We start from the raw sequence: 26,989 nt of genomic DNA on the forward strand, positions 1-26,989 counted from the left end.
GCTTTCAGAGGGAGATGACATGTCACCAGCGACCACCGTGGAACCCTGCGATTTCGTCGTGTTCGGCGGAACCGGCGACCTGGCGGTTCGTAAGCTGCTTCCCGCGCTCTACCTGCGCGACCGGGACGGCCAGCTGCCCGCCGAAACCCGCGTGATCGGTGCCTCGCGAGCCGGTCTCGACACCGACGGTTACCGCGACAAGGTGCGAGGAGAACTCGCACGCTTCGTGTCCGGCGATCAGCTCGATTCGGAGACCTGTGAGCGATTTCTCAATCGCCTCGAGTATGTCACCGTCGACGTCGCGGATCCCGCGAACTGGGCGGGCCTCAGCGACTGTCTCGCCGCCCGGGAAGGCGCGATCCGCGTGTTCTACCTGGCCTGCGCTCCCGGTCTGTTCGGGCCGATCTGTGAGAACCTCGCCCTGAACGGTCTCGCCGACGCACAGTCCCGCGTCGTGCTGGAGAAGCCGATCGGACACGACCTCGCCTCGGCCCGCGCCGTCAACGACGCGGTCGGCGCCGTGTTCGAGGAACCGCAGATCTTCCGCATCGACCACTACCTCGGCAAAGAGAGTGTCCAGAACCTCCTGGTCACGCGATTCGCCAACACGTTCCTCGAGCCTCTGTGGAACTCTTCGTCCATCGACCACGTGCAGATCAACGTCGTCGAGTCGCTCGGGGTCGGCAGTCGCGGCGGCTACTACGAGTCGGCGGGTGCCCTGCGCGACATGCTGCAGAACCATCTTCTGCAGCTGCTCTGCCTCGTCGCGATGGAACCGCCCACCTACGTCGACCGCGAGACCGTGCGAGACGAGAAGCTCAAGGTACTCCAGGCCCTCAAGCCGATGAGCCCGCAGGACGTCGAACGCTGCACCGTCGCAGGCCAGTACGGTCCCGGACTGGCCGACGGGATCGCGGTCCCCGGGTACCAGGACGAGGTCGAGAACCCGGAGAGCACCACCGAGACGTTCATCGCCGTCAAGGCCGAGATCCAGAACTGGCGTTGGGCCGGCGTGCCGTTCTACCTCCGCACCGGCAAGCGTATGGGTCAGCGCTGCTCGGAGATCGTGGTGCAGTTCAAGCCCGTCCCGCACCCTATGTTCCCCGGCAGCGAGGGCCACAGCGAACCCAACCGCCTGGTGATCCAGTTGCAGCCCCACGAGGGCATGCGGCTGCATATGACGGCGAAGGAACCTGGCCCCGGCGGAATCCGGCTCAAGCCGGTGTCGTTGGACCTCAACTACATCGAAACGTTCAAGCGCCCGTCGCCCGACGCCTACGAGCGGCTGCTGATGGATGTGGTCCGGGGTAACCCGACCCTGTTCATGCGACGCGACGAGGTCGAGGCCGCCTGGGAGTGGGTCGAGCAGATCCTCGTCGGCTGGGAGAAGTCCGAGCGGGGCCCACGCCGCTACCCGGCGGGCACCAACGGACCCACCGATGCCACCACCCTGATCGAGCGCGACGGCCGCGCCTGGCACGAAGGAGTTACCGCATGACCGACGCACCCGCACCGACGGCCGACGTGCACCCAGTCCTCGCCGCCGTCACCGAACGCATCATCGAGCGCAGCAAGCCCGAGCGCACGATCTACCTCGACCGTATCCGTCAGGCCGCCGACCGCGGTCCGGCGCGCGGCAAGTTGGCCTGCGCGAACCTCGCGCACGGCTTCGCCGCGTCCGGCCCGGCCGACAAGAAGGCGCTGCGCAGCTTCGTCAAGCCCAACATCGCGATCGTCTCGTCGTACAACGACATGCTGTCGGCGCACCAGCCGTTCGAGCACTTCCCGCGGCAGCTGAAGGCCGCGGTCATGGAGGCCGGTGGCATCGCCCAGTTCGCCGGCGGTGTCCCCGCGATGTGTGACGGCATCACCCAGGGCCGCGACGGCATGCAGTTGTCGTTGTTCAGCCGCGACGTCATCGCGATGGCGACGGCGATCGGACTGTCCCACGACATGTTCGACGGCGCCCTCATGCTGGGCGTGTGCGACAAGATCGTGCCGGGGATGCTCATCGGCGCTCTGGGATTCGGCCATCTTCCGACCATTTTCGTTCCGGCCGGGCCGATGACGTCCGGTCTGCCCAACAACGAGAAGTCGCGCGTGCGGCAGTTGTACGCGGAGGGCAAGGCCGAACGCGAGGAACTGCTCGACGCGGAGGCGGCGAGTTACCACGGCGCAGGCACGTGCACGTTCTTCGGCACGGCCAACTCCAACCAGCTCCTCATGGAGGTCATGGGCCTGCACCTGCCCGGATCGAGCTTCGTGAACCCCGGTACCCCGCTGCGTGACGTACTGACGTCGGAGGCAGGAAGGCGCGTCACCGGTCTCACCGCACTCGGCGACGACTACACCCCCGTCGGCGAGGTCGTGGACGAGAAAGCCGTGGTCAACGGTTGTGTGGCGCTGCTGGCCACGGGTGGTTCGACCAACCACACGATGCACCTCGTGGCGATCGCCCGCGCCGCGGGAATCATCCTGACCTGGGACGACCTGGCCGATTTGTCCGCGGTGGTGCCGTTGCTCGCCCGGATCTATCCCAACGGCTCGGCCGACGTGAACCACTTCCACGCCGCCGGTGGTCTCGGATATGTCGTCTCCTCCATGCTCGATGCGGGACTGTTGCACGAGGACGTCAAGACCGTCGTCGGTCCCGGCCTCCGTCGCTACACGGAGGAGCCGAAGCTGTCCGGTGACGGCGTCGAATGGCAGCCTGGCACGCGAATCAGCCTCGACACCAGCGTGTTACGTGGTCCGGAAGACCCGTTCGACGTGAACGGTGGGCTGAAGATGCTCACCGGAAACCTCGGTTCGTGCGTGATGAAGACGTCCGCTGTGAACCCGGATCACCGCGTGGTGAGTGCTCCCGCCAAGGTATTCGACGATCAGCTCGACTTCCTCGCGGCGTTTGAGGCCGGCTCACTGAACTGCGACTTCGTGGCCGTGCTCCGGTACCAGGGGCCGCGCGCGAATGGCATGCCCGAACTGCACAAGCTCACACCGGCACTGGGGGTGCTGCAGGATCAGGGACGACGCGTCGCCCTGGTCACGGACGGCCGGATGTCCGGCGCTTCAGGGAAGGTGCCTGCAGCTATTCACCTGACCCCCGAGGCGGCCGCAGACGGACCGCTCGCGCGGGTGCGTGACGGCGACATCCTGACCGTCGATGCGGTGGCCGGATACGTGAACGTGCACCTCGACGACGAAGAACTGGCCGCCCGCCCGGCGACCGGTCGTGCACTGGGTGCCGACGAATGGGTCGGCACCGGGCGCGAACTCTTCGCCGGACTGCGCGCCGCCGTCGGCCCGGCCACCCAGGGCGCCAGCGTTTTCCATCCCCAACCCGTCTAAGGAGTATCTCAGTGACGAACAGCCCCTCCCTCCTCGACCGCGTACCGGTCATCCCCGTCGTCGTGATCGACGATGTCGCACATGCCGTTCCGGTGGCCCGCGCGCTGGTGGCCGGCGGTATCCCGATGATCGAACTGACCCTCCGCACATCCTGTGCCCTCGACGCCATCAAGGCGATCGCGACCGAGGTGCCGGACATCTGCGTCGGTGCAGGCACCATCGTGGAACCGGTGCAGGCTGCGCAGGCGGCCGACGCGGGAGCGCAGTTCCTGGTCTCGCCGGGTAGCACCGAAACTTTGCTGAAGGCGATGACGGACACCGGTCTGCCGCATCTTCCCGGCGCAGCGACCGTGTCCGAGGTGCTGTTCCTTCTCGAGCACGGTTACCGCGAGCTCAAGTTCTTCCCGGCCGAGGCATCCGGGGGCGCCAAGTTCCTCGGCTCGATCCATTCGCCCGTCCCCGCGGCCCGGTTCTGCCCCACCGGCGGTATCTCGACGTCGAACGTCGGCGACTACCTGGCGCTGCCCAACGTCGGGTGCGTCGGCGGATCCTGGCTCACTCCCGCCGACGCCGTGGTGCAGAAGGACTGGGACCGGATCAGCACCCTGGCCGGTGAGGCGGCAACACTCGCCCGTTAGGCCGAGAACCCGCGCGGTACTGTGAATTCGTGCGCGACAAAGAGAACGGTGATGCGGGGCGGCCGGGTTCGCAGTCTTCGCTGAAGTCCGCCAACCAGCACCGAGTGGTGCGCGCGCTGCAGACGTCGGGCGAGCTGACCCAGGCGGAGATCGCGCGGCGCACCGGACTGGCGCCCGCCACCGTCTCCAACATGGTCAAGGAACTGACCGCGACCGGGATGGTGGCCGTTCCCGACGGCGACCACCCCGGCCAGCGCGGTCGGGCGGTCCGGTTGACGCGGAAGATGGGGCTCGCGGTCGGTATCGACTTCGGGCACCGCCATCTCACCGTCGCGGTCGCAGACATGGCGCATGACATATTGGCCGAGGAGCGAGTGGAACTCGCAGCGGGTCATCGCGCCGAAGAGGGCGTGGTCTCGGCTGGTGGCCTACTCGACGCTGCTCTCGCTCGGCTGGGATGCGACCGAACCTCGGTGCTCGCCGTTGGGATGGGCCTGCCCGCTCCGCTGGAGACGGACACGGGAGAGGTCGGCGGGCCGTCGATCCTCCCGGGCTGGGTGGGGGTCGATGCGGCCGCGATCGCCTCCGATCATCTCGGGATCGCCGTTCATGTCGACAACGATGCCAACCTCGGCGTACTCGCCGAGCACATGTGGGGCGCGGGCCGTGGCACAACAGACCTCGCCTACATAAAATTGTCCGATGGCGTGGGCGCTGGCCTCGTGCTCGACGGGCACCTGTATCGCGGAAAAGGCGGAACCGCAGGCGAAATCGGCCACGTCACGCTCGACGAGTTCGGGCAGATCTGCCGCTGCGGAAACAGGGGATGCCTCGAGACGCTCGTCGCGTCCCATGTCGTCATCGGCCTGCTCGAGCCGAGCCGCGGCACGGGCCTGAGTATTGCCGACGTCGTTGCCATGGCCGAAAATGGTGATGCCGCGTGTGTCAGGGTGCTGGCGGACACCGGCAGGCACGTCGGCGTCGCGGCCGCGAGCCTCTGCAATCTCCTGAATCCCGAGCGTCTCGTCATCGGCGGTGAACTCGCACTGGCGGGTGAGTTGCTGCTGGGTCCGCTTCGCGAGGTACTGGCGCGTTACGCCGTGCCCAGCGCGGTTCGGTCGCTCGACGTGTGCGTCGCAGAGCTGGGGTCGCGAGCTCAGGTGCTCGGTGCCGTCGCGCTGGGCTTGCGTTCTGCCCTCCCCGCCTGAATCGGGTTGTTCATCTTCGAACATATCTGAAGAATTTGTTGTCGTCGACGTTCATAGGTTGACGATTCGCGCCTTTCTTGCCTACTGTGTTCCACACCACATCGAGTGCGCTTCGCCGCGCGTCGGCTCTCGGCCTCGAACACACCCCTTCCTCCCGAGGAGTCCCATGACCGAAAACGTCCTGCCGTCCGGCACCAAGCTGCTGCCAGGCGACACAGGTGAGGGCCCGGCTGTGCCGCTCCGGATCGCTGCCGTCGCGGCACTGGGCGGCTTACTGTTCGGATACGACAGCGCGGTGATCAACGGCGCGGTCTCGGCGATCGAAGGCAAATTCCAGGTCGAATCGGCCCTGCTCGGCTTCGCCATTGCTGCTGCCTTGCTCGGCGCAGCCGCGGGAGCCATGGTGGCCGGACGCATCGCGGACCGGTACGGCCGGCTCGTCACGATGCAGGCCGCCGCGGTGATGTTCCTGCTCAGTGCGCTCGGAACAGGTTTCGCTTCCAATGTCGAGGTCCTCGTGACGTTCCGCATCGTCGGCGGCCTCGGTGTCGGCCTGGCCTCGGTCATCGCGCCCGCCTACATCGCCGAAATCTCTCCGGCCCGGGTACGTGGCCGTCTCGGGTCACTGCAGCAGCTCGCGATCGTCACCGGCATCTTCGTCTCGCTCCTCGTCGACTACGCACTGGCCGCCCTCGCCGGCGGGTCCCAGGAGGAACTGTGGTTCGGTCTCGAAGCCTGGCGTTGGATGTTCCTCGCCATGTGCGTTCCTGCGCTCGCGTACGGCCTGCTGTCGCTGACCATCCCCGAGTCACCCCGCTATCTGATCGCCCAGGGCCGTCTCGGCGAGGCCCGCGGTGTTCTTGCCGTTCTTCTCGGGGAGAAGGGTCTCGACCTCAAGGTCGAGAGCATCCGTGCCACTCTCGCCAGGGAGACCGAACCCTCCATCCGGGACCTGAAGGGGTCGGCGTTCGGTCTCATGCCGATCGTGTGGATCGGGATCGGTCTGTCGGTCTTTCAGCAGTTCGTCGGCATCAACGTGATTTTCTACTACTCGAGCGTGCTGTGGCAGGCGGTCGGTTTCGATGAGGGCAGCTCGCTGCAGATCACCGTCATCACCTCGGTGGTCAACATCGCGACCACCCTGATTGCGATCGCGTTCATCGACCGGGTGGGTCGGCGACCGCTCCTGATCATCGGCTCGGCCGGCATGGCCGTGACACTCGCGACCATGGCCGTCATCTTCGGCACCGCTTCCACCACCGTCGTGGACGGTGTGACGACTCCGCAGCTCACGGGCCTACAGGGGCCGATCGCGCTGGTCGCTGCCAACCTATTCGTGGTGGCTTTCGGAATGTCGTGGGGACCTGTGGTCTGGGTTCTGCTCGGAGAGGCCTTCCCCAACCGCGTCCGGGCGGCGGCTCTGTCGCTGGCTGCCGGCGCGCAGTGGGCGGCGAACTGGCTGATCACCGTGAGCTTCCCGTCGATGAAGGACTTCTCGCTCGGGATCTCCTACGGCTTCTATGCCGTGTGCGCGGTGCTGTCACTCGTATTCGTGCTCCGCTGGGTCAAAGAGACGAAGGGCGTGGAACTCGAGGCCATGCAGTCGAATTCGGTAGCGTAGAACCTCAGCCCTCGGCGTCGGCGTCGTCGTCCTTCAGTTCTTCGATTGCGGTGGCGGATTCGGTCACGATCGCCCGCATGGCCGCCTCCGCGGCAACCCCGTCACCTGTCTGAATGGACGAAGCGACGACGCCGTGCAACTGGATCGCCTCGTTCTCGGCGACGTGCGGCATGAGCGAGTGCCGAGTCCTGCCTTCGAGAACCTCCACCACGATTTGGGACATCGACCTCAGCAGGGGGTTGCCCGAGGCTGCCAGTAACGTCCGGTGAAAGTCGGAGTCGTGGCGGAGATAGGACTCGGTGTCCGCGGCCCGGGCGGTGGAAGCCATGCCGATCACTGCCGCTGTGAGCGCGCCACACTGTTCCGGTGTGGCGCGCTCTGCTGCGAGCCGGGCGGCGAGAGGCTCGATGCCCGACCGCAACTCGCTCAGGCTCGACAGCTGCTCGAAGCGTTGCGGGCCGGCCAGCTTCCATCGAATGACGCTGGGGTCGAGGGAATTCCAGTTGTCCTCGCCGAGGACTGTGATCCCCACTCTGCGCCGCACCGCCAGAAGCCCCAGGGATTCGAGCACGCGCACCACTTCCCGGACCACGGTGCGGGAGACGGAGTACTGCATCACTACGTCGTCGGCCGAGATGCGGGTGCCGGGCGCGACGACGCCGGCCACGATGTCGCTTCCCAACCGGTCGAGCACCGTCTCGTGCAACTGCCGGTACTCGACGGCGTCTGAGTTGGTCATTCGCCGATGCTCCCATGGTCGCCGGCACTTAACACACATTGACGCCCATATCGGATGCTAAGTACTACTTAAGCGATATACATCTTGTAATCGTATGATTTATAGGGCAAAGTGACGGGCGTCACGGACATGGGTCGAGTCCACCACCGATAACCCGGGAGCAACAGATGGGTACCGCTTCACTACTCGCCGCCGCCGACAGCGCCGGTCATGACGCGCGCTTGATCACGGCCGCCGTCGTCGGCGTCGCCGTCATCATCGCGATGATCACCTGGCTCAAGCTGCACCCCTTTCTGTCGTTGTCGATCGGCGCCGTCGGTGTGGGTATCGCTGCGGGTCTCGGTGCCACGGACTCGGTGAAATCCTTCGTGGAAGGCTTCGGCGCCACGATGGGAAGCGTCGGCATCCTCATCGGGTTCGGTGCGATGTTCGGGAAGTTGCTCGCCGACTCCGGGGGTGCGGACCGGGTAGTCGACACGCTCGTCGGACGTTCGGGGCCCCGCACACTTCCCTGGATGATGGCCCTGGTCGGTGCGGTCATCGGATTGCCGATGTTCTTCGAGATCGGCCTCGTGCTGCTGATGCCGGTGATCATCCTGGTGGCTCGACGTTCAGGCTTGTCGTTGATGCGCATCGCCATTCCCACCCTCGCAGGTCTATCGGCCATGCACGGACTCGTCCCGCCGCACCCCGGACCGCTCGTCGCGGTGTCGGCTCTCAACGCGAATCTGGGTCTCACCCTCGCGCTCGGTGTGGTCGTGGCCATTCCCACCGTCATCGTCGCCGGTCCGCTGTTCAGCAAGCTGGCAGCGCGCTGGGTGGACGTGCCGGTACCCGAGCTGTATGTCACCACCGAGGACCTCGAGGGTGCCGAGGCCGCCGCCGAGCGCCAACGTCCCGGTTTCGCGGCCACACTCGCTGCCATCTTGCTCCCCGTCGTTCTGATGCTGGGCAAGGCCATCGCCGACGTCGTCGCACCCGACTCCGAGGCAACCGCCAAGGCGCTCCTCGACTTCCTCGGAACACCGGTCGTCGCCCTCGGGCTGGCCGTGCTCGCCGGCATGGCACTGCTCGGCCGCGGCGGCGGTATGGACCGCAAGGCGATCGCGTCGTCGCTGGAGAGTTCATTGCCGCCGATCGCGGGAATCCTCCTCATCGTCGGAGCGGGCGGCGGGTTCAAGCAGGTTCTCATCGACACGGGTATCGCCGACGTGATTGCAGAAGCCATCAAGGGCAGCGCCCTTCCCGTGCTCTTCCTCGCCTGGCTGGTCGCGGTGTTGATCCGCGTCGCCACCGGCTCGGCCACTGTCGCGACCGTCACCGCTTCCGGAATTCTCGCGCCGGTCGCCGCCGAACTGACATCCACGCACGTGTCCTTGATGGTTCTCGCGATCGGCTCGGGGTCGCTGTTCCTTTCCCATGTCAACGACGCCGGTTTCTGGCTCGTCAAGGAATACCTGGGAGTGTCGGTGGTCCAGAACTTGAAGACGTGGACGGTGATGGAATGCATCATCTCCGTGACCGGCCTGGCCGGTGTCCTCGCGCTGAGCGCGTTCATCTGAGGAGCAGACCAATGATGCGTGAAGACAAGACACCGGTACTGGTTCTGATGGGAGTGTCAGGGTCTGGGAAGTCGACGGTGGCCGGCATCATCGCCGGTGCCATGGGATGGGACCTGCAGGAGGGTGACGCACTGCATCCGCCGGCGAATGTCGCGAAGATGGCGTCCGGGCAGCCGTTGACCGACGAGGACCGGTGGCCGTGGCTCGACCTGATCGCGGCATGGATCACGGACCACACAGAGAAGGGGCTACCGGGAATCATCACGTGCTCGGCCCTCAAGCGCAGTTATCGCGACGTGCTGCGCGGCGGTCAAGTCGTGTTCGTCCATCTCGCCGGATCCAGAGAACAGATCGGGCAGCGATTGACCACCCGGCTGGACCACTTCATGCCCGCCTCTCTTCTCGACACGCAGATCTCGACGCTCGAGCCGATCGAACCGGACGAGAATGCGATCGTCGTCGACGTGGGCGGTTCGCCCACCGAGGTGGCCACCGAAATCATCGCGCAGCTGGAGCGCCGATTGGAGAACTGAACCTTCGGTGCGGATAACCGGGGGCGAGGTTACTCGTCGACGCGATGTGCCCGGGCACTGTCGCAGTCGAGGCGGCGTTCGGCCTGAGCCGAACGCCGCCCCTGCCCCTGCTACGAGGGGTTGATCACTCGGCGAAGCAACGGCGAGACGGTGACCAGAAGGCCGGCCAGCGCGACCCCGGTGACCAGCACCAGACCGGAGTGGAACTGGTGGAACCCGGCACCGCTGATGCTGGTCGCGGTATGTGAGCCGGCGGTGACCAGCGCAGTCGTGAGTGCCAGGACAAGCGCGGCACCCACCTGTGCAGATGTCTGCACCAGTCCCGACGCCAGGCCCTGCTCGGAGTCGTCGACTCCCGAGGTGGCCTGGGCCATGATGGAGGTGAATCCGAAGGCGAACCCGACTCCCAGCAGAATCACACTGGGCAGGATGGCGACGACGTAGTTCGGCTCGTCGCTACCGGCGAAGAGGAACCACAGGTACCCCAGGCTCAGCGAGGTCAGCGCGGCGATGATCATGCGCGCCGTGCCGAACGCATCGATGAGCCGTCCGACGAACGGCGAGCCGAATGCCACGATCACACCGGCGGGGAGCAGGCCCAGTGCCATCTGCAGCGGCGACCAGCCCAGTACCGACTGCAGGAAGATCGTCATCATGAACTGGAAGCTCAGGTAGGAACCGAACAGCGCGACGATGCTGAGGTTGGCCCGCACGATCGTTCCCACCCGCAGAATGCTCAGCCGCACGAGTGGATGCGCCACCCGCTGCTCCACCACGAAGAACGACGCGAGAAGAGCCGCGGCCAATGCGAAAGAGCCCAGGGTGAGCGGCTCCGACCATCCGCGTGCCGGTGCCGACACGACGGTGTACACGGTGAGCAACATCCCGGACACCAGCGTCGCTGCTCCGACCACGTCGTGCCCGCCGGTGTCGGCGGCCCGGTCGCGCGGAATCAGGATGGTGCCTGCCACGAGGGCCAGAACTGCGAACGGCACGGGCATCAGGAACGTCCAACGCCACCCGGCGCTGGTCAGGAGTCCGCCCAGGATAAGTCCGGACGAGTAGCCGCTGGCTCCGAACACCGAGAAGATCGACAACGCGCGGTTACGCGCCGGGCCCTCCTTGAACGTGGTCGTGAGGATCGACATCGCGGTCGGTGCGGTGAAGGCCGCGGCCAGTCCCTTGACGAAGCGGCTGGCGATGAGCAGCGTGCCGTTGTCGACGAGGCCGCCGACCAGGGACGCGATGGCGAACACGGTGAGCGCGATCAGGAATACCCGACGCCGCCCGAGCAGGTCGGCGGTGCGGCCACCGAGCAGCAGTAGACCGCCGAATCCCAGGACATAGCCGTTGATGATCCATTGCAGCGAGGTGGTCGACAGTCCTAGTTCGGTGCCGATGGAGGGCAGCGCGACGCCCACCATCGACACGTCCAGACCGTCGAGAAACATCACGAGGCACAGCACGGCGAGGATGCCCCAGAGGCGGGGAGTCCAGGCCTGATCGGTCGACGGGGTGGTGACACCCGGCGAGGTGGTGAGGTTCGGGGTGGTCTCACTGATAGTCACAGAGGGAATGTAGATGCACATGCAATCAATGCGCAAGCACTAATTCCGAGTGCATTTAATTCCTTTGCATCTAATTCACCTGCGGGCTAGGATGCCGACATGGGATCGAATGCAGACCTGCGCGACACGTGGAGGCTGCTCGCCAGCAGGTACAACGACATAGCGTGCGAGCTGGACCGTGAGATGCAACACGCTCACAGCTTGAGCATGAGTGACTTCGAGACACTCGACCGTCTCATGGACGCCACGTGCGACCGGCCGCGGATGCAGGACCTGGCCGCAGAGATGTACCTCAGCCCCAGCGCGTTGTCCCGGAGCGTGGCCCGACTCGAGAAAGCCGGCCTCGTGGCCCGTGCCTTGTGTGAAGCCGACCGGAGGGGCGTATTCGTGGACGTCACCGAACACGGGCGTCAAGTGCACGCCGACGCAAAGAAGATCCAGTTGGCCGTACTCAACGAAAAGCTCTCGGACGCAACGTGACCGTCAGGTCAGCGACGTCGGAGTGAGGTAGTCGTCGGACGGGAATTCGCCGTCTACTACTGCGGTCACGACCGTGTTTTCGAGTGTCATGGCCCCGCCGTGGTTGTCGAGAAACGCTGTGTCGGCTGCGTCGCGACCCGTCGCGATCCGCATCAGAGCCTCGCGTGGGGCGAGTTGCGTTGCGTCGACCACCCGCCATTGCTCGTCGACGAACGCCTCGACCACGGCATGGAAATCCATCGGATCACACCCCGGTGCGTACACCGCCACGAGGCGGGCCGGAATGGTGACGGCGCGCAGAAGCGCCACAGTGAGGTGTGCGAAGTCGCGGCATACGCCCGCACCGGAGAGCATGGTGTCTACCGCGCTGTCGGTGGATCTGCTCGAGCCACCTTGGTACAGCAATCGTGAACCGACCCAGCTCGTGATGTCGTGGACGAGTTCGGCCTTCGGCTTGGACAGGTTGAACTCGCCGCCGGTGAAACCGAAGAACTTGTCTGCCTCGGCGTATCGGCTGGGCCGCAGGTACTTCGAGATGTCGTAGTCCGTAACCGGCGGCGGATCGCCCTTGCCGGCAACTGAAGCCGAGTACTCGACGTGCAGGGAGCCCGGCGCGACATCGAGCAGGTGTACACGGGTGCCGTGTTCTGCCAATATCTCTCGTGCCTCGACCCGGTCGCCGTCGAGTGTGAACGTCAGTGACTCCGACAGTTCCGATGCCGGATTCCGTGCCACCGCAATCTTGAACTCGAGACTGGTGGAGTCGGTGACCTCGATGTCGAGAGTGGCAGAGACGTGACGTTTCATCAGGCAATCCTGACATTCCACGCACAGGTGTGCAGCGCACCCCCGCCGCGGAGGTGCGCGCGGTCAGTTCTGAACGCGGGGACGCAACCAATTGACGAGGTCGTCGAGGACCTCTTCATTCTCGGGTTCGTTATACACCTCGTGGTAGAGGTTCTCGTAAATCTCGACCGTCAGGTCCGGAGATCCGGCGTACTCGGCGATCAACTCGGTACCGCGGACACTGGCGAGTCCGTCCTCCCGTCCGTGCTGGAGCAGGAGTGGGATGGTCAACGAGGGCAGCCGTTCGGGTAATTTTTCGGCGGTGACGATCATGCCGCGGGCGATGCCGGCCGGAACCTTGCCGTGATGCACCAGCGGATCATCCTCGTAGGCGGCTACGACAGCCGGATTGCGGGAAATGAGTTTCGCGTCGAGTGACTCCATCGGGAGCCCGGGAAGGAAACGACCCACCAGCTTGCCGATCTCGACGACCACCCGCGGCGTTCCGCTGGTGATGTCGACTGCGGGCCCCGACAGCATCAGAGCCTTCAGGTCCTGCTGGTGATCGAGCGCGTAGGACAGGGCGATGGCACCTCCCATGCTGTGGCCGAGTAGGAACCGGTCGGTGCCGGGCCAGTCGGTGGATGCGATACCGAACAGCTGGTGCAGGTCGTCGGTGAACTCGGTCCAATCCCGCAGGTGAACTCGCTTCCCGCCCGACCTTCCGTGCCCACGATGATCGGGGGTATAGATCGCGAGGTCGAGCTCACCGAGCCGTTCGATCACGTGGTCGTACCGGCGGGCATGCTCGCCGAACCCGTGGCAGAGGACCAGCACGCCGCGCGGGCGACGGTCCGGGAGCCACACGTCGTAGGCGATGGGGACTCCGCCGACACCGGCGAAGGATGATTCTCGATGTTGCATGATGCCCCTTCGTTGTCCGAGTTCGACGACTCAGATCATTGCACGGTGAGGGGGCCCGGCAAGGGGGGAATCAGGGGACGCGCGGAGATCATTTCCCGAAGGGTTTTCCTTTCGGGCCCTTCGACAAGAGGTCGATGACACTGGTGGAGGTGCGCCGGCGCAGCCAACCGCGCGGCCCGTCCGCACTCAGCGCGGCGTGGGCGGCATTCAGCCCGCACACGCCGTGGACGCCGCCGCCCGGGTGTGCGGAGGAACTGCCCAGGTACAGACCGCTGATCGGCGTCTCCGCGCGGGCGTTGCCCGGTCCGGGCCGGAACACCAGCTGCTGGTGAAGTTGTGCAGTTCCACCATTCACGGCGCCGCCGACGAGGTTGGCATTGGACGCCTCCAGATCGGAGGGGCGCTGGACGACGCGCCCGACGACAATGTCCTTGAACCCTGGCGCGTGCGCCTCGAGTACATCGTCCACCCGCTGTGCCAGCAGTTCGGCGGACACGTCGTCGCCGACGCCGCGCGGAAGATGCGTGTATGCCCATGCACTTTCGGTGCCCTCTGGTGACCTCGTCGGATCGGACGTGGTCATTTGGCCGAAGAGCAGGAAGGGAGTTTCGGGGACGATTCCGGTGGTCAGATCGGCCATCCAATGCACGAGTCCGTCGTCATCTGCCCCGAGATGGACGGTGCCGGCACCGGACAGGCTTGCGGAACGCCACGGAATCTTCTGCGACAGCGCGTAATTCACCTTGACAACCGGTGTGTCCCATTCGAAGTGGCGGAGGTCGTCGCGAAGTCGGGAGGAGACGGCGGTCTCCGGGAGCAGCGAGCCGTAAAGGGCTGGTGCCGAGACGTCGGCGACCACGGCCCGTCGCGCGAGGAAATGTGCACCCGACGCGGTGCGCACGCCGACGGCGCGGCCGGCGCGCACGTCGATGGCCGTGACCGCGTCGTTGTAGTGGTACTGCGCTCCGGCGCGTTCTCCCCGCCGCACCATGGCGGCTGTCAGCTCGCCCGCCCCACCCATCGGCACGGGGTAACCGTGGTCCTGGGCGAGCATCGTCAGGAGGTAACCCATGACGCCGCTGCCTGCGGAGTCGGGCGGTACGTCGGCGTGCATCGCGTTGCCGAGCAGCAGTACGCGCGCCGCCTCGCTTTGGAACAGCTCGTGAGCCATCCGCCGGGCAGGAAGAAGGAGGAACCGAGCCAGTCGGAGAGTGTCCGCAGTGCCGAGTTGCCGCAGCAGACGACTCGGGCCCCGCACGGGCGGGAACGGGCTGAACAAGGTGTTGATCAACGGTTCCTTGATGTCGTGCCATTGCTCGATCAGCTGCATCCACGCGTCCCCGTCACCCGGCTGCCGGCGCTCGAGATCCGCGGCCGTGTCTGCCGGATCAGGATGGATGACGGGCGCGTCCTCGTCGTCGGCCGATCGGGCGTGACCGAGCGCTTTGGGGGCGTAACTCCACCGCAGGCCGTGTGCTTCGAGATCGAGCCCGCGGATCGCGGGGGATACCGCAGAGAGCGGATAGAAGGCGCTGAACAGGTCGGAACAGTACCCGGGCACGAGCTCCGCGGACCGCACGGCACCACCGGCCGTGGGCTGTGCCTCGACAACTGCCACATCCCACCCTGCGTCCGCCAGCGTCGCAGCCGCGACGAGGCCGTTGGGACCGGATCCGATGACCACTGCGTCGACGTTGTTCACTCCCTCAGAGTGGCAGAAAACCCGGTAGGGCGCAGCCTGCCCACCGAATCGCTATGACTGGGAGGCAATTTCGCGGTGATCGGGTCACGAAGCGGTCGCCGGTGTGAACTGCACGGGCAGGTGTTTCAGGCCGTTGATGAAGTTGGAGCGCAGTCGCTGGGCCGGTTCGGTCTGCTCCATGTCCGGCATGCGACGCAAGATCTCCGCCAGCATCACCTTCATCTCCGCCCGAGCGAGATTGGCGCCCAGACAGAAATGGTGTCCGCCACCGCCGAATGCAACGTGGTGGTTGGGGGTCCGGTCGATGTCGAACATATAGGGGTCGTCGAACACTGATTCGTCGCGATTGCCGGACATGTGCCAGATCACCACGCGATCACCCTCGGCAATGTCCACACCACTCAGAACAGTGTCAGTGGTCGCGGTGCGCCGGAACTGCATGACCGGTGTGGCCCAGCGCAAGCCCTCCTCGATGAGGGAGTCGAGCTTGGCCGGGTCGCCCAGTACCTTCCGGCGCTCGTCGGGATGCTCCATCAGCGCCAACTGCGTGTGCGAGATGGCGTTGCGGGTGGTCTCGTTGCCCGCGACCGCGAGCAGCATGAAGAACATGTTGAAATCGAGTTCGCTCAGCTTCTCACCGTGGACGTCGGCCTTGATCAGGGCCGTCGCGATGTCGTCGCGGGGGTGGCGCTGACGATCCTCGAACATCGACTGGCTGTAGGCGAACATCTGAGTGGCGGCGTCGCGCTCCTGACCTTCCTCGCCGTGGAACTCGGGGTCGCTGGAACCGATCATCTGGTTGGTCAGGTCGAAGATGAGCTTGCGATCCTCCTGCGGCACGCCCAAGAAGTCGGCGATCGCCTGAAGGGGCAGTTCGGACGCCACGTCGACGACGAAGTCGCATTCGCCCCGCTCGATCACTGCATCGACGATCGTGGTGGCCCGGCGCGCGAGTATGTCGTGCAGTTCGCCGATCCGCCGCGGTGTGAAGCCTTTGCTGACGATCTTGCGTAACGCCGTGTGGTCTGGCGGGTCCATATTCAGCATCATCAACTGCTGGCCGGCCAGGTCCGCGGGATCGAGGTCGTCGATATAGGTGGCGCCTCGCCACGACGAGTAGGTGGTGGCGTCCCGGTTCACCGCCACGATGTCTGCGTGGCGGGTGACGCACCAGAACGGTTCGCCTCTGTCGTCATAGTGTCGATAGATCGGAGCTTCCCGGCGGAGTGCGGCGAACATCTCGTGAGGTATCGCGTTCACATAAGTTCCGGGGTCGTAAAGGTCCACGTCTTCGAGCTGCATGGTCCCTCCTGAGGCTCCTCATCGAGAATACGTTCCAGTTGACGAGGAAGTGGCAGGATGGCCGCACGCATGAAAAAACGGCCCCGGAGATCAAAATCTCCGAAGCCGTTTTCCGTGGTAGCGGGGACAGGATTTGAACCTGCGACCTCTGGGTTATGAGCCCAGCGAGCTACCGAGCTGCTCCACCCCGCGTTGCATTGACTACTCTACACGCTCTCGGGACTGCTCCTGACCACCCTCGAGGAGGGGTGGATCACATCAGCCGGAACTGCACCATTTCGATAGCGTTCTCGATAGCCTCGGACACCACCCTGGTGCGTTCGTCGGCGCCGGCGGCGGCAAGGATCTCGAGGCGATCGGCATCGCCCATCGGAATGTAGGTGGCAATCTCGTAGAGCCGCGCACCCAGTTCGCCCCGGAAACCGCTGACCACGGGAACATCGGGTGGGACGTTGTCGGTGGCGGTCGCCAACCGGCGCAGCAGGCCGTACAGGAACTCGAGTCGCTCGACGAGGGCTGGGAATTCGTAGTCGGCTGTTTGTGTGCCGTTGTTCTCGTCGGGCCACAGATCGACCTCGGCGATGGGATACGGATTGTCGGGCAGCCACTTCGACACCTTGATCCGGTCTTCGGTGCGGCAGAACAACTCGTATCGCCCGTCGCCGACGGCGGCGTGGGATTCGATGCGGGCGATGGTCCCGACGTCGTGGCGGACGTCACCGCCACCCACCTCATGGCCGCGGGCAATGAGAACGACACCGAAGCGGGGACCGTCGGGTGAGGCGAGGCAGTCACGAACCAATTCCTGGTACCGCGGTTCGAAGACGTGCAACGGGATCTGCTGACCGGGCAGCATCGCCGATCCCAGCGGGAACATGGGGAGCAGTGGCATCAGGGGATTCGCAATCGGGGGACGGGCGCCGCCGGGAGCGGGTCGACGCGATCGATCTCATCGGTGAGGTGTTCGGACCACGTCAGCAGCCCTGAGATATCGAGGCCGTGCGGTGCCTCTACCTCGTAGTGCCGGATCCGGTCGTGGCCTTGACGCAGGAGTGATCGGGCGCCGGTCTTGTTGCCGCGCATCAGATGCGTGAGGCCCACAGCGAGTTGGGCGAGCCCTTGCCACAGCTCCCGCTCGTCCTCGGGGGCGATTTTCCACGTGCCCTCGAAAATTTCATGGGCGTGGAAAGGCATACCGTGGTCCAGTAGGCGTTGCGCTTCGGTGATCGACTCGTCGGGCGGTAGCCGGAGGTCATCCGGTATTCGGGGGACACCTTCAGCGTCGTGCGGCAGGGGGCGGCCGAGTTCGTCGCGGGGGCGCGCATTGGCGGGCTTGCCCGTTCCGTCCCTGTCCCGATCGGCCATGCGACCAGAGTAACGCTCAGCGCCGACTCGGCGAAGGCTCGGCCAGGGCAGCGCCAAGACGTTTCCCGAGCTCCTCGCGGACGGTGTGATCCGTCGCCGAGCGCAGATGTACGCGGTGATCCTGGTGGTAGAGGTAGCGTCCGTCGGCTTCCACGTCGATCCACGTCAGTTCGTCGAGAACCGGCTCATCGAGCTCACGGCGCGGCCCTCGGACGCAGATGTATCCGATTCCCGTCCGAGGTCGAGTGACGAGTCGCCTCAGTAATGCGCCGTCCGAAGCCTGGGCAGCCTGGAGCACCGACGAGCGGATACCGCCGTTTTCGAGGTCGTCGGAGTGTGCGCTCAGTGATGGGGTTCGTCCAGGTGTGCAGTCGGGGAGATCGTGCAGCATCCGAGTGATGAGCCATTCGACGTTTCCGCTGTCGGTGGCCGTGTTCATGTCGAGTCGAATGTCTCCACGCCCGGGGCCACCGCTCAACTGTTCGGCGACGACCGCGACTCGACCGCGGATGCTGCCCCTCCGCCGCACCCCGGAGTCGGGGTCGGCGGCGGGGGCGAACACGGTGACCGACACACTGGGGTTCCGGAGGACCTGTATCGCTGCGCCGAGTTCCGGGTCGTCGAGAGCGATCCGCCACTCTTCCAGTTCGCGCTGCTGGCGGGTGTACCCGTCCGCGGTCGCGGCCGCGGAGCGGTACAGCAGCGGATACGGCATGCGATCGAGATCCGTTGCCTCCCAAAGAGACATAAACTGTGCAGAGGTCAGCCGCGAGTTCATGCGCCGATGACCGGTGGGGCTACGGGATCGAGTTTGCCGATCAGTTCGTTGCCGTTGTCGACGTTGATGAGGTAGCTGGGGGTTTGGTGTTCGGTGTCACCATCGCCGTTGCCACCGGCCCGCCCGGGCGCACCCATCATCCCTGGGCCCATGCCCATTCCGGGTCGGCTCATGCTCGGTTTCACCGGTGTCGCGGCCGCTGCTGCGGCGGCCGCCCCAGCTCCTGCAGCAGCACCACCAGGCGGAATGGGGCTACCCGGAACCACTGAGCTACCGTGAGATTCGTTGTCTCGTTTATCATTACGTTTGCGGTTGCTTGAACCGGTCGAACCGCCGCCGACGCCACCCGAGCCGGAGCCGGAGCCGCCCGACCGCGAACCCGCGCCGTATCCACCACCGGAAACTGCGGCACCCCCTACGCCCGAACCAGCCGCGCCGGCGTTCTGGCTGTTCGCGGCAGTGGTCGGGGCTGCACTACCTGCTGACCCGGACCCACTGCCGGCGCCCTGACCGCCATTCTCGGCATTGGCGGCGGACGTAGCCGCCGGGTCGTCCACGGCGGGTTGTTGCCCATCCGTCGCGGTATCACCGTTTGCGGAAGAGTCACTGCCACCGGGCCCGAAGGCTCCGTCACCGTTCAACCGAGACTGGTCGCTCGAACTCGGGGAACCTGCACCGTCCACGCCCAGTACCCGTACACCGTCATTTGCTGCGTCTGATGGGGTGTGGGGTGCGGGCAGAACGGGCACGTTAGTGCCCACGTCCTGATAGTTGGGAACATAGATGTTCTGGAGCTTACGAACAGCTTCTTCGCGCGCAGCCTCCCGTGCCTCCTCTTGCGCCGCCGCCGCAGTTGGTGCCAGTGGGAGGAGACTGAGGGGCAGGGCCGACGTCGGTGCCGGGATCGAGTTCTTCACGTCCTGTGCGGTGCTACTCAAAATGTCGAGTTTCACCCCTATCGCCTGCAAACCCGCAGTGAGTTTGTCGCTCGCGCCGGCCAAGGTCTCAGTCGCAGCGAGTGCGGCGTCGGCGGCTGCACCCTCCCACTTCTCGGCAATCGTGCTCTTGAGGAGCGCGAAACCGAACCCAATCGGCAGTGAGCCGACGATGGCGTGGCAAGCCTGGGCGAGCCCACTGATATCTTCAGGACTCATTTCACGCGTCTTTGCGTACATCTCCGCGTGCTGCCACCCCTCGAAGCTCTCCATCGTGGTGATGTACGGAGGATCGATCTCGCCCGACCCGAGCTGTTCCGCAGAATGCTGCAGTTTTGTGCGGCGGTCAGCGCCCGGGCCCGACGGCAGAAGAGTATCGAAGAGGGGAGCGAGTGGATCCTGGGGTGGCATCGGTCAGTCCCCCTTCGGGATAAACGGCTCAAAGATGCGGGCGGTGTCCTCGAGGCCGGTGCACCACTCGGATTCGGGTGTCGAGCCTGCGTGATCCGAAAAGATGCTCCGCGTGAAACCGAGTACGCCGTAGGATGTTTCGATGCTGAGTTCGCAATAATCAGTTATCGTATTGTCGAAAATTAGAAGCGCTCTACGGCCATTGATATCGATGGGTGCGGCGTGGCCACGTTTTTTCTCTTCTTCCTCGGCAAAGGTGATATTTCCTGAAAGAATATTTGTGCCATAGTAGAAACCCTCCGGCCTGTGATAGCTGTCGTAACTACATCCGAGGAAGGTATAGCTTCCGCCTTTGAAGTCAGCGTTCTTCTCGCTTGCCGGGTTGTAGCCCGCCTCGGCTAGTGCGGTGTCTGGAATATCCAGACAGGGATCGAAGATGACCTGCGGTCTGCTGGACTGATCTACGTGCCGGGGCACCCGCGCCGTTGAGGTGGGTAAATCGACCGGATCAGAATCGCTGTTCGCGGGTTGAGTGCTGCATCCCCCGAGCAGGACGGCAACGGCCGCGGCCCCGCAGAGTGCATTTCGCATCATTGGTCCGCTCCTGTTTGAATACCCGCGAGTGCGAGGCTGATCGCGCTGTCCGTTTCGGCGAACGCTTCACCCCCCGCTGTAAACGTGTCACGCATCGTGATGATGACATCGCGAAACTCCCTCAGGCGTTCGCGCACCGAGCCGGAACCGGCGCCACCATTGAACTTCTGGTCGTATCGACTCTGGAGTTCCCTGGCTGAGTTGAAACCACCGAAACCCGAGACATACCTCAGTTGGTCGGCATTCTTGATCGCCTGGTCTACCTGCTCAACCATTGCGTTGCAGATACCCACACATCTTTCGATCGCGTCATCTTCCAGACGCAGTGTGTTGCTCATTCCCCATCCCCCCGCTGCTCGACTGGACCCCCACGGTCGCGTGCGGTGATGCTACCTCACGCGTGGGTGGGGGTCGGATTGTAAATTTGGCTGACCTTCACGCCGCGTGAAGGTAGTGGATGAGGAGGCGCTCGAGCGGTGAGGTGACCTCGGTTCCGTCGATCGGTAAGGGTCTGGGAAGTGGGGGCGCCGTTGTCCGGTACCGGTGTCCGGTGGGTGTACGGATTTCGATTTCGTGCGCCTTGCCGGGTGGCTGGTGCGCGCTGGCGTTCCACCCGACCCCCTGTTTGGCGTAGTTGCACGCAGCGCAGAGTCCGGCACCGTTGTGTGCGGTGGTGGGACCTCCGGCCTGCCGGGACTTGATGTGGTCGTGGTGTCGTATCGGCGCGTCACACCAGGGCGTCCGGCAGGTTTTGTCGCGAAGATCGATCAGCCTGGCCAGCCCGGTCGGGAAGCACCGTGCCTTCGACTCCGTGGCGGTCAACGCCCCCGACTGCGGGTTGGCGTACACCCGCCGCAACGACGCTCCTGGCTCGGACTCGGCGCTGGCGGCCTCCGAAACCCATTGCCGGGCAAGCGCCGCGGGGATTGGTCCGTACCCCTGCACGTAAGCGGGTTCGCACCCACCGCCGAGAAGTGCTTGGTCGGAGATCACCAGGTTCACCGTGATGGCGGGCTGTTCGGCAGCTGTACTGCTACCGGTGATTCGGGACACGAGGAGATCCGCCATGATCTGCGACCTGGTCCGCGCATCGCCCGCGGCCAGAATCGAGTCGGCGTCGCGAGCGAGAGTGGCATGCACGGCAACTCCCTGCGCTACCGGGAGGAGGGCGCTGACATAGGCCATGGTGTCCGGTGCCGGTCGTGAGGTGACCCGACGATCCGACACGGCCTTCCGTGCTCGACGAACTACCGCCTCCGCATCGATCCGCGCGGCAGCCGCCCGGACCTTGGCGCACACTGCTTGGTCACCGAAACCTTCGAGCGTCGAGGGATCGGCACATAACAGGAAGTCGAGGGCAGTGCGATCCTCCCGGGTGAGGCAAGCGGTTTCGCGGACGAGAATGGTGGCCCGCCACTCGCTCAGGATGCCTTGCTCGAGCAGTCTCAGGGTGCGAGGCATTTCGTGGACCAGGGCGGTTGCCATGCCGAGATGGCGTCCACCGCGAAAGGGTGAGTCGCGCCGCGCAAGGGCAACCTGGTTGCCGACCTCGTCCTTGCTGATTTCTGGGCACTCCCTGATCGGCGCGGGACGTGCGGATGGAGGCATAGAGGTCGGCCGTCACCCGGGCCTGTGCCCCCGCGCACGCGGCCTTCAATTGTTCGAACGTGCGAAGGACATCGATCCGCGCGGCATCATCGATATCTCTGTCCAGTTCCGGCAACGCGGCCAGAAATGTAGACACTGCTGCTGAATCCACCGAAAGCCCCCCAACCCCGATTCCCCCGAATCGAACTTACGTTCGATATTACCGGTTCCATGTGGCGAGAGCAAGAGTCAGCCCGCACCCACCATGCGCATGGCGAGGTCTGCGTAGAGTTCGGCTACCACGTGGGGTTCGGTGTAGGCGCCGGCCGGAAACCATCGGCAGATATCGACGCACAGAGACATGAGGGCGAGCGTGACGCCTTCGCCGTCCGGAACGGTGAACTCTCCGGAGGCGGCGCCTGCATCGACGACTGTCCGAACGATGCGAGTGATGTCGCGTCGAAGCTTGACGACGTCGCGGTAGTGCCCGGGGGTGAGTGCATTGAGTTCGTACTGGACTACACGGGCCTGGGCGTGACGGGTGGCCTGCCAACTGGCGAAGGCTGCGATCAGCGCCTTCAGTCGGACCGACGGCAGCTCGTCCGGCAGGTCTGCAGCGGCCACGACGTCGAGGGCTGCGGTGTGCCCCTCGTAGCTGATCGCGAAGAGCAGCTCTTCCTTGGAGCGGTAGTGCGGGTACATGGCGGCCGGGCTCATGTCGAGTCGGGCGGCGATCTCACGTGTGGTGGTTCCGCTGTAGCCGTTGGCGGCGAAGGCGTCGACAGCAGCAGCGCGGATGCGCGCCGCAGCCTTGGAGGGGCTGATCACCTGGCTCGGTGATTCGCTCATGACTTTCTCCATCCTCGGCTTCGCGGCTGTTGACAATACCGCGCCGCAGTATCAGTATAAGCAAGCGCTTAGAAAATAAGCAGACGCTTACATGCCCGAAGCGTGAACACAGTCAAGAGTTCGAACCCAGAAGGATTGGTCATGCGACGCACCCTGTACGGCCCCGATCACGAGGCTTTCCGCGAGTCGGCGCGCGAGTTCGTGAACCGCAACATCATGCCGGTGGCGGACAAGCTCATCGAGCAGCGCTTCATCGACCGCGAGATTTGGCTCGAGGCCGGCCGCAACGGCTTCCTGGGACTCGAGGTGCCCGAGGCTTACGGTGGTAGCGAAGCGGGCGACTACCGGTTCAACGCTGTTCTCGCCGAGGAGCTCTCGCGCGCGAGTGCGGCTGTGTCGTCGAGCTTCGGGATCCACGCCGACGTCGTCGCGCCTTACCTCGTGCAGCTCACCACCGATGAGCAGAAGCAGCGCTGGCTGCCGAAGTTCTGCACCGGCGAGCTGCTCACCGCAATCGGGATGACCGAGCCCTCCGGAGGTTCCGACCTCGCCGCACTGAAGACCATGGCGGTCAAGGACGGTGACGACTGGATCATCAACGGCTCCAAGACGTTCATCACCAACGGCTACAACGCCGACCTGGTGATCGTCGCGGCTCGCACCAGCCCGGAGAAGAAGTCCAAGGGCATCACGCTGTTCGCTGTCGAGACCGGCATGGCGGGCTTCGAGCGCGGACGCAAGCTCGACAAGGTCGGCCAGCACGAGTCCGACACCGCTGAACTGTTCTTCGAGAACGTCCGGGTGCCGTCCGCCAACATCATCGGCGAGATCGACCGCGGCTTCATCCACATGATGGAAATGCTTCCGCAGGAACGCGTCGGCGCCGCCGTCTCCAACATCGCGCACGCAGCGCCGATTCTGGAGGAGACGATCCAGTACGCCAAGGAGCGTAAAGCGTTCGGTCAGCCCATCGGTTCATTGCAGTGGAACAAGTTCCTCCTCGCGGACCTCGTGACGCGCGTCGAGGTGACCCAGGCATTCGTCGACAACTGTGTCGCCGCCCATGCCTCCGGTGAGCTCACTGCCGTGGACGCGGCCAAGGCGAAGTGGTGGACTGCGCAGGTGCAGAACGAGGTTCTCGATCACTGCGTGCAGCTCCACGGTGGCTACGGCTTCATGACGGAGTACCGCGCCGCCCGTGCGTGGATGGATGCGCGTGTCACCAAAATCTGGGCCGGTTCCAACGAGATCATGAAGGAACTGATCGGCCGCGATCTCGGCCTCTGAGCCCGTACCCCAGCCCGACGACAAAGGAGTCGCTTCGTATGTCCGTTCTCGACAAGTTCAACTTGACCGACCGGGTGGTCGTCGTGACCGGTGCGTCGTCGGGCCTGGGGGTGGCATTCGCGCAGGCCGCGGCGGAGGCCGGTGCCGACGTGGTGCTGGCAGCGCGCCGCGCCGACCGTCTGGAGCAGACCGCCGATCTGGTGCGGGCGGCGGGACGTCAGGCGTTGTGCGTCGCGACGGACATCGCCGACCCGGCTCAGGCGCAGAACATGATCGACGCGGCCATGGAGAAGTTCGGCCGCGTGGACGTGCTCGTCAACAACGCAGGCGTCGGTACGGCTGTCCCCGCGACGCGGGAGACTCCGGAGCAGTTCCGGCAGGTCGTCGACATCAACCTCAACGGCTCCTATTGGGCGGCCCAGGCGGCGGGCAAGGTGATGAAGCCGGGCAGTGCCATCGTCAACATTGCGAGCGTGCTCGGGTTGACCACCGCCGGACTGCCGCAGGCCGCGTACGCCGCCAGCAAGGCCGGGGTGATCGGTCTGACCCGCGACCTCGCGCAGCAGTGGGGTGCCCGGAAGGGGATTCGCGTCAACGCGATCGCACCCGGCTTCTTCGAGACGGAGATGACGGACCAGTACCAGGACGGGTACCTGGAATCGATGCGCCCCCGGCTGGTGCTGGGTCGGCTCGGTGACCCACAGGAGCTGGCTGCGACAGTCGTGTGGCTGGCGTCGGACGCTGCCGGGTACGTCACGGGACAGACGATCGCGGTGGACGGCGGTATCACCATCACCTGAGCGTCGAATTGGGTGGCGTCGGCAGGCTGGCGTATAAGTAGGAAATGACCACGCGCACCGCCCACGAAGACTGGGACGATCATCCCGCCCCGTCGATGGCGGCCACCTCTCTGCTGCGGGAGCCGCCCGCGACCCCCCGGGGTGCACGTACTCGTGCGGCTCTGGTGGCGGCGGCGCGCACGGTGTTCGAGCGGTCGGGTTACCTCGACGCCCGGCTCACCGACATCACCAAGGAAGCGCAGTGCTCGACCGGGTCCTTTTACACCTACTTCGATAACAAGGAGCAGGTGTTTGCCGCTGTCCTGGAGGCGGCGCAGGAAGACATGATGCATCCGGGGATGAAGCGGGTACAGGACGCCGACGATCCGTACGCGGTGCTCGAGGCGAGTAACCGCGCGTACCTCGAGGCGTACCGTCGCAATGCCAAGCTGATGGGACTTCTCGAGCAGGTAGCCCACATCGACCCGGCGTTCGCGGATTTGCGCCGGCATCGGGCCGACGCCTTCATCGTCCGCAACGCCCGGGGCATCGCCGAGCTGCAGGCGCGGGGAATCGCGGACAAAAAGTTGGATCCGATGCTGGCGTCGCGGGCGCTGTCGGGGATGGTAAGCCGCCTGGCCTACAGCGCATTCGTGGCGAATGAGCACGGCTCGGGCGGTACCCCGATCGAATTCGACGACGTCGTCTTCACCACCACCCGAATCTGGGCTAACGGCCTCCGCTTCCCCGATCGCGACTGAACACCGTCAATTTTCGGTGACGACAGCGCCAGTCCCCGCGATCTGAATTCGACACCGGATTCAGTTATGTTCTGTGGAAGACTGGGGCTCACGCTCGTGTCCCCGAGGGAGGAAGATCGTGCAGATCGCGCAGAAGGTTGCCATCGTCACCGGTGGCGGCGGCGGAATCGGTGGTGCATTGGCGGAGCGGCTGGCCGCGGAAGGCGCGCGCGTAGTCGTGTCCGACCTCGACGACGCCTCGGCGCAGTCCGTCGCCGATCGGATCACCGCCACCAGCCCGGGCGCCGCCATCGCGGTCGGAGCCGACGCATCCGACACGGCACAGATCGAGTCGCTCATCTCCGCAGCGGAGAGCGAATTCGGTCCCGTCGATCTCTACTTCGCCAACGCGGGCGTCGCGGCAGGCAGCAACCTCGAATCCGACGAGTCGGTGTGGGACCTCGCACTGGACGTCAACCTTCGCGCGCACATCCGGGCCGCGCGTCTGCTGGTACCCGGTTGGGTTGAGCGCGGCGAAGGGTATTTCGTCAGTACGGCCTCGGCGGCCGGACTCCTGACGCAGATCGGATCGGCGCCCTATTCGGTGACCAAACATGCCGCCGTCGGCTTCGCCGAATGGCTGTCCGTCACCTACGGCGACCAAGGGGTGCGCGTCAGTTGCCTCTGCCCGATGGGTGTCAACACAAAGCTGTTGACGGACGACGCTGCGCTGTCGGCCACGGCCGCACGTGCAGTCACCAGCGCCGGAACGGTGCTCGAACCGGCGGAGGTTGCCGAATGTGCTCTCGCCGCAGTCGAAGCGGAGCAGTTCCTGATCCTTCCGCATCCCGAGGTGCTGGAGATGTACCGACACAAGGGCGCCGACTACGACCGATGGATCCGTGGAATGCGCCGCTACCAGGCTGCACTGCTCGCCCAGTCTTCCTGACCTACCTCCACGAGGAGTTCGCATGTCTGTGTTCGACGTATCCGACCGCGCGAAGAAGTATCAGAGCGATCTGCTGGAGTTCATGGACTCGCACGTCTATCCGGCGGAGGCGATGTACGAGGAGCAGATGCGCGAATCGGGCGATCCGCATTTTCAGCCGCCGATCCTCGAGGAGCTGAAGACGCAGGCGCGTAGCCGGGGTTTGTGGAATCTGTTTCATCCGCACCCGGAGTGGGGGCCGGGCCTGACGAACCTCGAGTACGCCCCGTTGGCGGAGATCATGGGCCGCAGCCATATCGCCTCG

General features: G+C 65.1%; 25 protein-coding genes, 1 tRNA gene and 2 pseudogenes. 13 read left to right on the top strand and 15 right to left on the bottom strand.

The window, feature by feature from the left end:
- Positions 1 to 19 precede the first annotated feature (19 nt).
- The 5 genes from zwf (at position 20) to NOF53_RS26110 (ending at position 6,815) form a co-directional block, all read left to right on the top strand.
- On the top strand, positions 20 to 1,498 hold the full coding sequence (gene zwf / locus NOF53_RS26090) for a glucose-6-phosphate dehydrogenase (protein WP_255974352.1): 1,479 nt from the start codon (positions 20 to 22) through the stop codon (positions 1,496 to 1,498).
- The gene (edd, locus tag NOF53_RS26095; protein ID WP_255974354.1) at positions 1,495 to 3,348 is read left to right on the top strand and encodes a phosphogluconate dehydratase; all 1,854 of its coding nucleotides are present in this window, start codon (positions 1,495 to 1,497) and stop codon (positions 3,346 to 3,348) included. Before zwf ends, edd begins: the two co-directional genes overlap by 4 nt.
- An 11-nt stretch (positions 3,349 to 3,359) precedes the next feature.
- Positions 3,360 to 3,986, top strand: coding sequence for a bifunctional 4-hydroxy-2-oxoglutarate aldolase/2-dehydro-3-deoxy-phosphogluconate aldolase (gene eda, locus NOF53_RS26100; RefSeq protein ID WP_255974356.1), 627 nt, complete (start codon positions 3,360 to 3,362; stop codon positions 3,984 to 3,986).
- A 29-nt stretch (positions 3,987 to 4,015) separates the two neighbouring features.
- Complete coding sequence (locus tag NOF53_RS26105) at positions 4,016 to 5,194, top strand: ROK family transcriptional regulator (RefSeq protein WP_255974358.1); 1,179 nt, start codon at positions 4,016 to 4,018, stop codon at positions 5,192 to 5,194.
- A 166-nt stretch (positions 5,195 to 5,360) separates the two neighbouring features.
- A complete protein-coding gene (locus tag NOF53_RS26110) occupies positions 5,361 to 6,815 on the top strand; it encodes a sugar porter family MFS transporter (RefSeq protein ID WP_255974360.1) in 1,455 nt (484 codons plus the stop codon).
- Between the two features lie 4 nt (positions 6,816 to 6,819).
- On the opposite strand, the gene NOF53_RS26115 is transcribed toward NOF53_RS26110, so the two are convergent.
- Positions 6,820 to 7,554 (bottom strand): FadR/GntR family transcriptional regulator, encoded by a 735-nt coding sequence (locus NOF53_RS26115; RefSeq protein ID WP_255974362.1) that lies wholly within the window; start codon positions 7,552 to 7,554, stop codon positions 6,820 to 6,822.
- Between the two features lie 167 nt (positions 7,555 to 7,721).
- On the opposite strand from NOF53_RS26115, the gene NOF53_RS26120 reads away from it, so the two are divergent.
- A complete protein-coding gene (locus tag NOF53_RS26120; protein WP_255974364.1) occupies positions 7,722 to 9,116 on the top strand; it encodes a GntP family permease in 1,395 nt (464 codons plus the stop codon).
- Positions 9,117 to 9,127: 11 nt separating this feature from the next.
- Positions 9,128 to 9,649 carry a gluconokinase gene (locus NOF53_RS26125; RefSeq protein ID WP_374212679.1) on the top strand — a complete coding sequence of 174 codons (522 nt, stop codon included), beginning with the start codon at positions 9,128 to 9,130 and terminating at the stop codon, positions 9,647 to 9,649.
- Positions 9,650 to 9,759: 110 nt separating this feature from the next.
- Here NOF53_RS26125 and NOF53_RS26130 read toward each other — a convergent pair whose 3' ends face one another.
- Positions 9,760 to 11,253 carry an MFS transporter gene (locus NOF53_RS26130; RefSeq protein ID WP_308213876.1) on the bottom strand — a complete coding sequence of 498 codons (1,494 nt, stop codon included), beginning with the start codon at positions 11,251 to 11,253 and terminating at the stop codon, positions 9,760 to 9,762.
- Between the two features lie 63 nt (positions 11,254 to 11,316).
- On the opposite strand from NOF53_RS26130, the gene NOF53_RS26135 reads away from it, so the two are divergent.
- On the top strand, positions 11,317 to 11,697 hold the full coding sequence (locus NOF53_RS26135; RefSeq protein ID WP_255974369.1) for a MarR family winged helix-turn-helix transcriptional regulator: 381 nt from the start codon (positions 11,317 to 11,319) through the stop codon (positions 11,695 to 11,697).
- 3 nt (positions 11,698 to 11,700) lie between these two features.
- On the opposite strand, the gene NOF53_RS26140 is transcribed toward NOF53_RS26135, so the two are convergent.
- The 13 genes and pseudogenes from NOF53_RS26140 to NOF53_RS26200 all read right to left on the bottom strand — a co-directional run bounded on the left by NOF53_RS26140 (position 11,701) and on the right by NOF53_RS26200 (position 22,930).
- On the bottom strand, positions 11,701 to 12,504 hold the full coding sequence (locus NOF53_RS26140) for a transglutaminase-like domain-containing protein (RefSeq protein WP_255974371.1): 804 nt from the start codon (positions 12,502 to 12,504) through the stop codon (positions 11,701 to 11,703).
- A gap of 63 nt (positions 12,505 to 12,567) precedes the next feature.
- Positions 12,568 to 13,407, bottom strand: a complete 840-nt coding sequence (locus tag NOF53_RS26145; protein ID WP_255974374.1) for an alpha/beta hydrolase — start codon at positions 13,405 to 13,407, stop codon at positions 12,568 to 12,570.
- An 88-nt stretch (positions 13,408 to 13,495) separates the two neighbouring features.
- Positions 13,496 to 15,109: a phytoene desaturase family protein gene (locus tag NOF53_RS26150; protein WP_255974376.1), complete on the bottom strand. Its 1,614-nt coding sequence runs from the start codon at positions 15,107 to 15,109 to the stop codon at positions 13,496 to 13,498.
- 84 nt (positions 15,110 to 15,193) lie between these two features.
- The gene (locus NOF53_RS26155; RefSeq protein ID WP_255974379.1) at positions 15,194 to 16,411 is read right to left on the bottom strand and encodes a cytochrome P450; all 1,218 of its coding nucleotides are present in this window, start codon (positions 16,409 to 16,411) and stop codon (positions 15,194 to 15,196) included.
- A gap of 115 nt (positions 16,412 to 16,526) precedes the next feature.
- Positions 16,527 to 16,603: transfer RNA gene (locus NOF53_RS26160), tRNA-Met, on the bottom strand.
- 61 nt (positions 16,604 to 16,664) lie between these two features.
- Entirely contained in the window at positions 16,665 to 17,303 is a 639-nt protein-coding gene (locus NOF53_RS26165) for an LON peptidase substrate-binding domain-containing protein (RefSeq protein ID WP_255974381.1), read from the bottom strand.
- Positions 17,303 to 17,776 carry a DUF309 domain-containing protein gene (locus NOF53_RS26170; RefSeq protein WP_255974383.1) on the bottom strand — a complete coding sequence of 158 codons (474 nt, stop codon included), beginning with the start codon at positions 17,774 to 17,776 and terminating at the stop codon, positions 17,303 to 17,305. Before NOF53_RS26170 ends, NOF53_RS26165 begins: the two co-directional genes overlap by 1 nt.
- A gap of 16 nt (positions 17,777 to 17,792) precedes the next feature.
- On the bottom strand, positions 17,793 to 18,554 hold the full coding sequence (locus NOF53_RS26175) for an ESX secretion-associated protein EspG (RefSeq protein WP_255974385.1): 762 nt from the start codon (positions 18,552 to 18,554) through the stop codon (positions 17,793 to 17,795).
- Entirely contained in the window at positions 18,551 to 19,900 is a 1,350-nt protein-coding gene (locus NOF53_RS26180) for a hypothetical protein (RefSeq protein WP_255974387.1), read from the bottom strand. Before NOF53_RS26180 ends, NOF53_RS26175 begins: the two co-directional genes overlap by 4 nt.
- Positions 19,901 to 19,903: 3 nt before the next feature.
- Entirely contained in the window at positions 19,904 to 20,494 is a 591-nt protein-coding gene (locus tag NOF53_RS26185; RefSeq protein ID WP_255974389.1) for a DUF3558 domain-containing protein, read from the bottom strand.
- Entirely contained in the window at positions 20,491 to 20,832 is a 342-nt protein-coding gene (locus NOF53_RS26190; protein ID WP_255974391.1) for a hypothetical protein, read from the bottom strand. The genes NOF53_RS26185 and NOF53_RS26190 overlap by 4 nt, the downstream gene beginning before the upstream one ends.
- Positions 20,833 to 20,929: 97 nt before the next feature.
- Positions 20,930 to 22,253: pseudogene (locus NOF53_RS26195) on the bottom strand (HNH endonuclease signature motif containing protein).
- Between the two features lie 77 nt (positions 22,254 to 22,330).
- Positions 22,331 to 22,930 (bottom strand): TetR/AcrR family transcriptional regulator, encoded by a 600-nt coding sequence (locus tag NOF53_RS26200; protein ID WP_255974393.1) that lies wholly within the window; start codon positions 22,928 to 22,930, stop codon positions 22,331 to 22,333.
- 141 nt (positions 22,931 to 23,071) lie between these two features.
- Between NOF53_RS26200 and NOF53_RS26205 the strand changes: the two genes are divergently transcribed.
- From NOF53_RS26205 to NOF53_RS26225, 5 genes and pseudogenes are all read left to right on the top strand, one after another.
- Entirely contained in the window at positions 23,072 to 24,217 is a 1,146-nt protein-coding gene (locus tag NOF53_RS26205; RefSeq protein ID WP_255974395.1) for an acyl-CoA dehydrogenase family protein, read from the top strand.
- 38 nt (positions 24,218 to 24,255) lie between these two features.
- Positions 24,256 to 25,017, top strand: coding sequence for an SDR family NAD(P)-dependent oxidoreductase (locus NOF53_RS26210; protein ID WP_255974397.1), 762 nt, complete (start codon positions 24,256 to 24,258; stop codon positions 25,015 to 25,017).
- Positions 25,018 to 25,061: 44 nt separating this feature from the next.
- Positions 25,062 to 25,757, top strand: a complete 696-nt coding sequence (locus NOF53_RS26215; protein WP_255974399.1) for a TetR/AcrR family transcriptional regulator — start codon at positions 25,062 to 25,064, stop codon at positions 25,755 to 25,757.
- Between the two features lie 118 nt (positions 25,758 to 25,875).
- Complete coding sequence (locus NOF53_RS26220; protein WP_255974401.1) at positions 25,876 to 26,685, top strand: SDR family oxidoreductase; 810 nt, start codon at positions 25,876 to 25,878, stop codon at positions 26,683 to 26,685.
- A 22-nt stretch (positions 26,686 to 26,707) separates the two neighbouring features.
- Positions 26,708 to 26,989 (top strand): annotated as a pseudogene (locus NOF53_RS26225) (acyl-CoA dehydrogenase); the annotation flags it as partial.

The sequence above is a fragment of the Rhodococcus tibetensis genome, from assembly GCF_024438035.1.
Taxonomy (GTDB): domain Bacteria; phylum Actinomycetota; class Actinomycetes; order Mycobacteriales; family Mycobacteriaceae; genus Rhodococcus_F; species Rhodococcus_F tibetensis.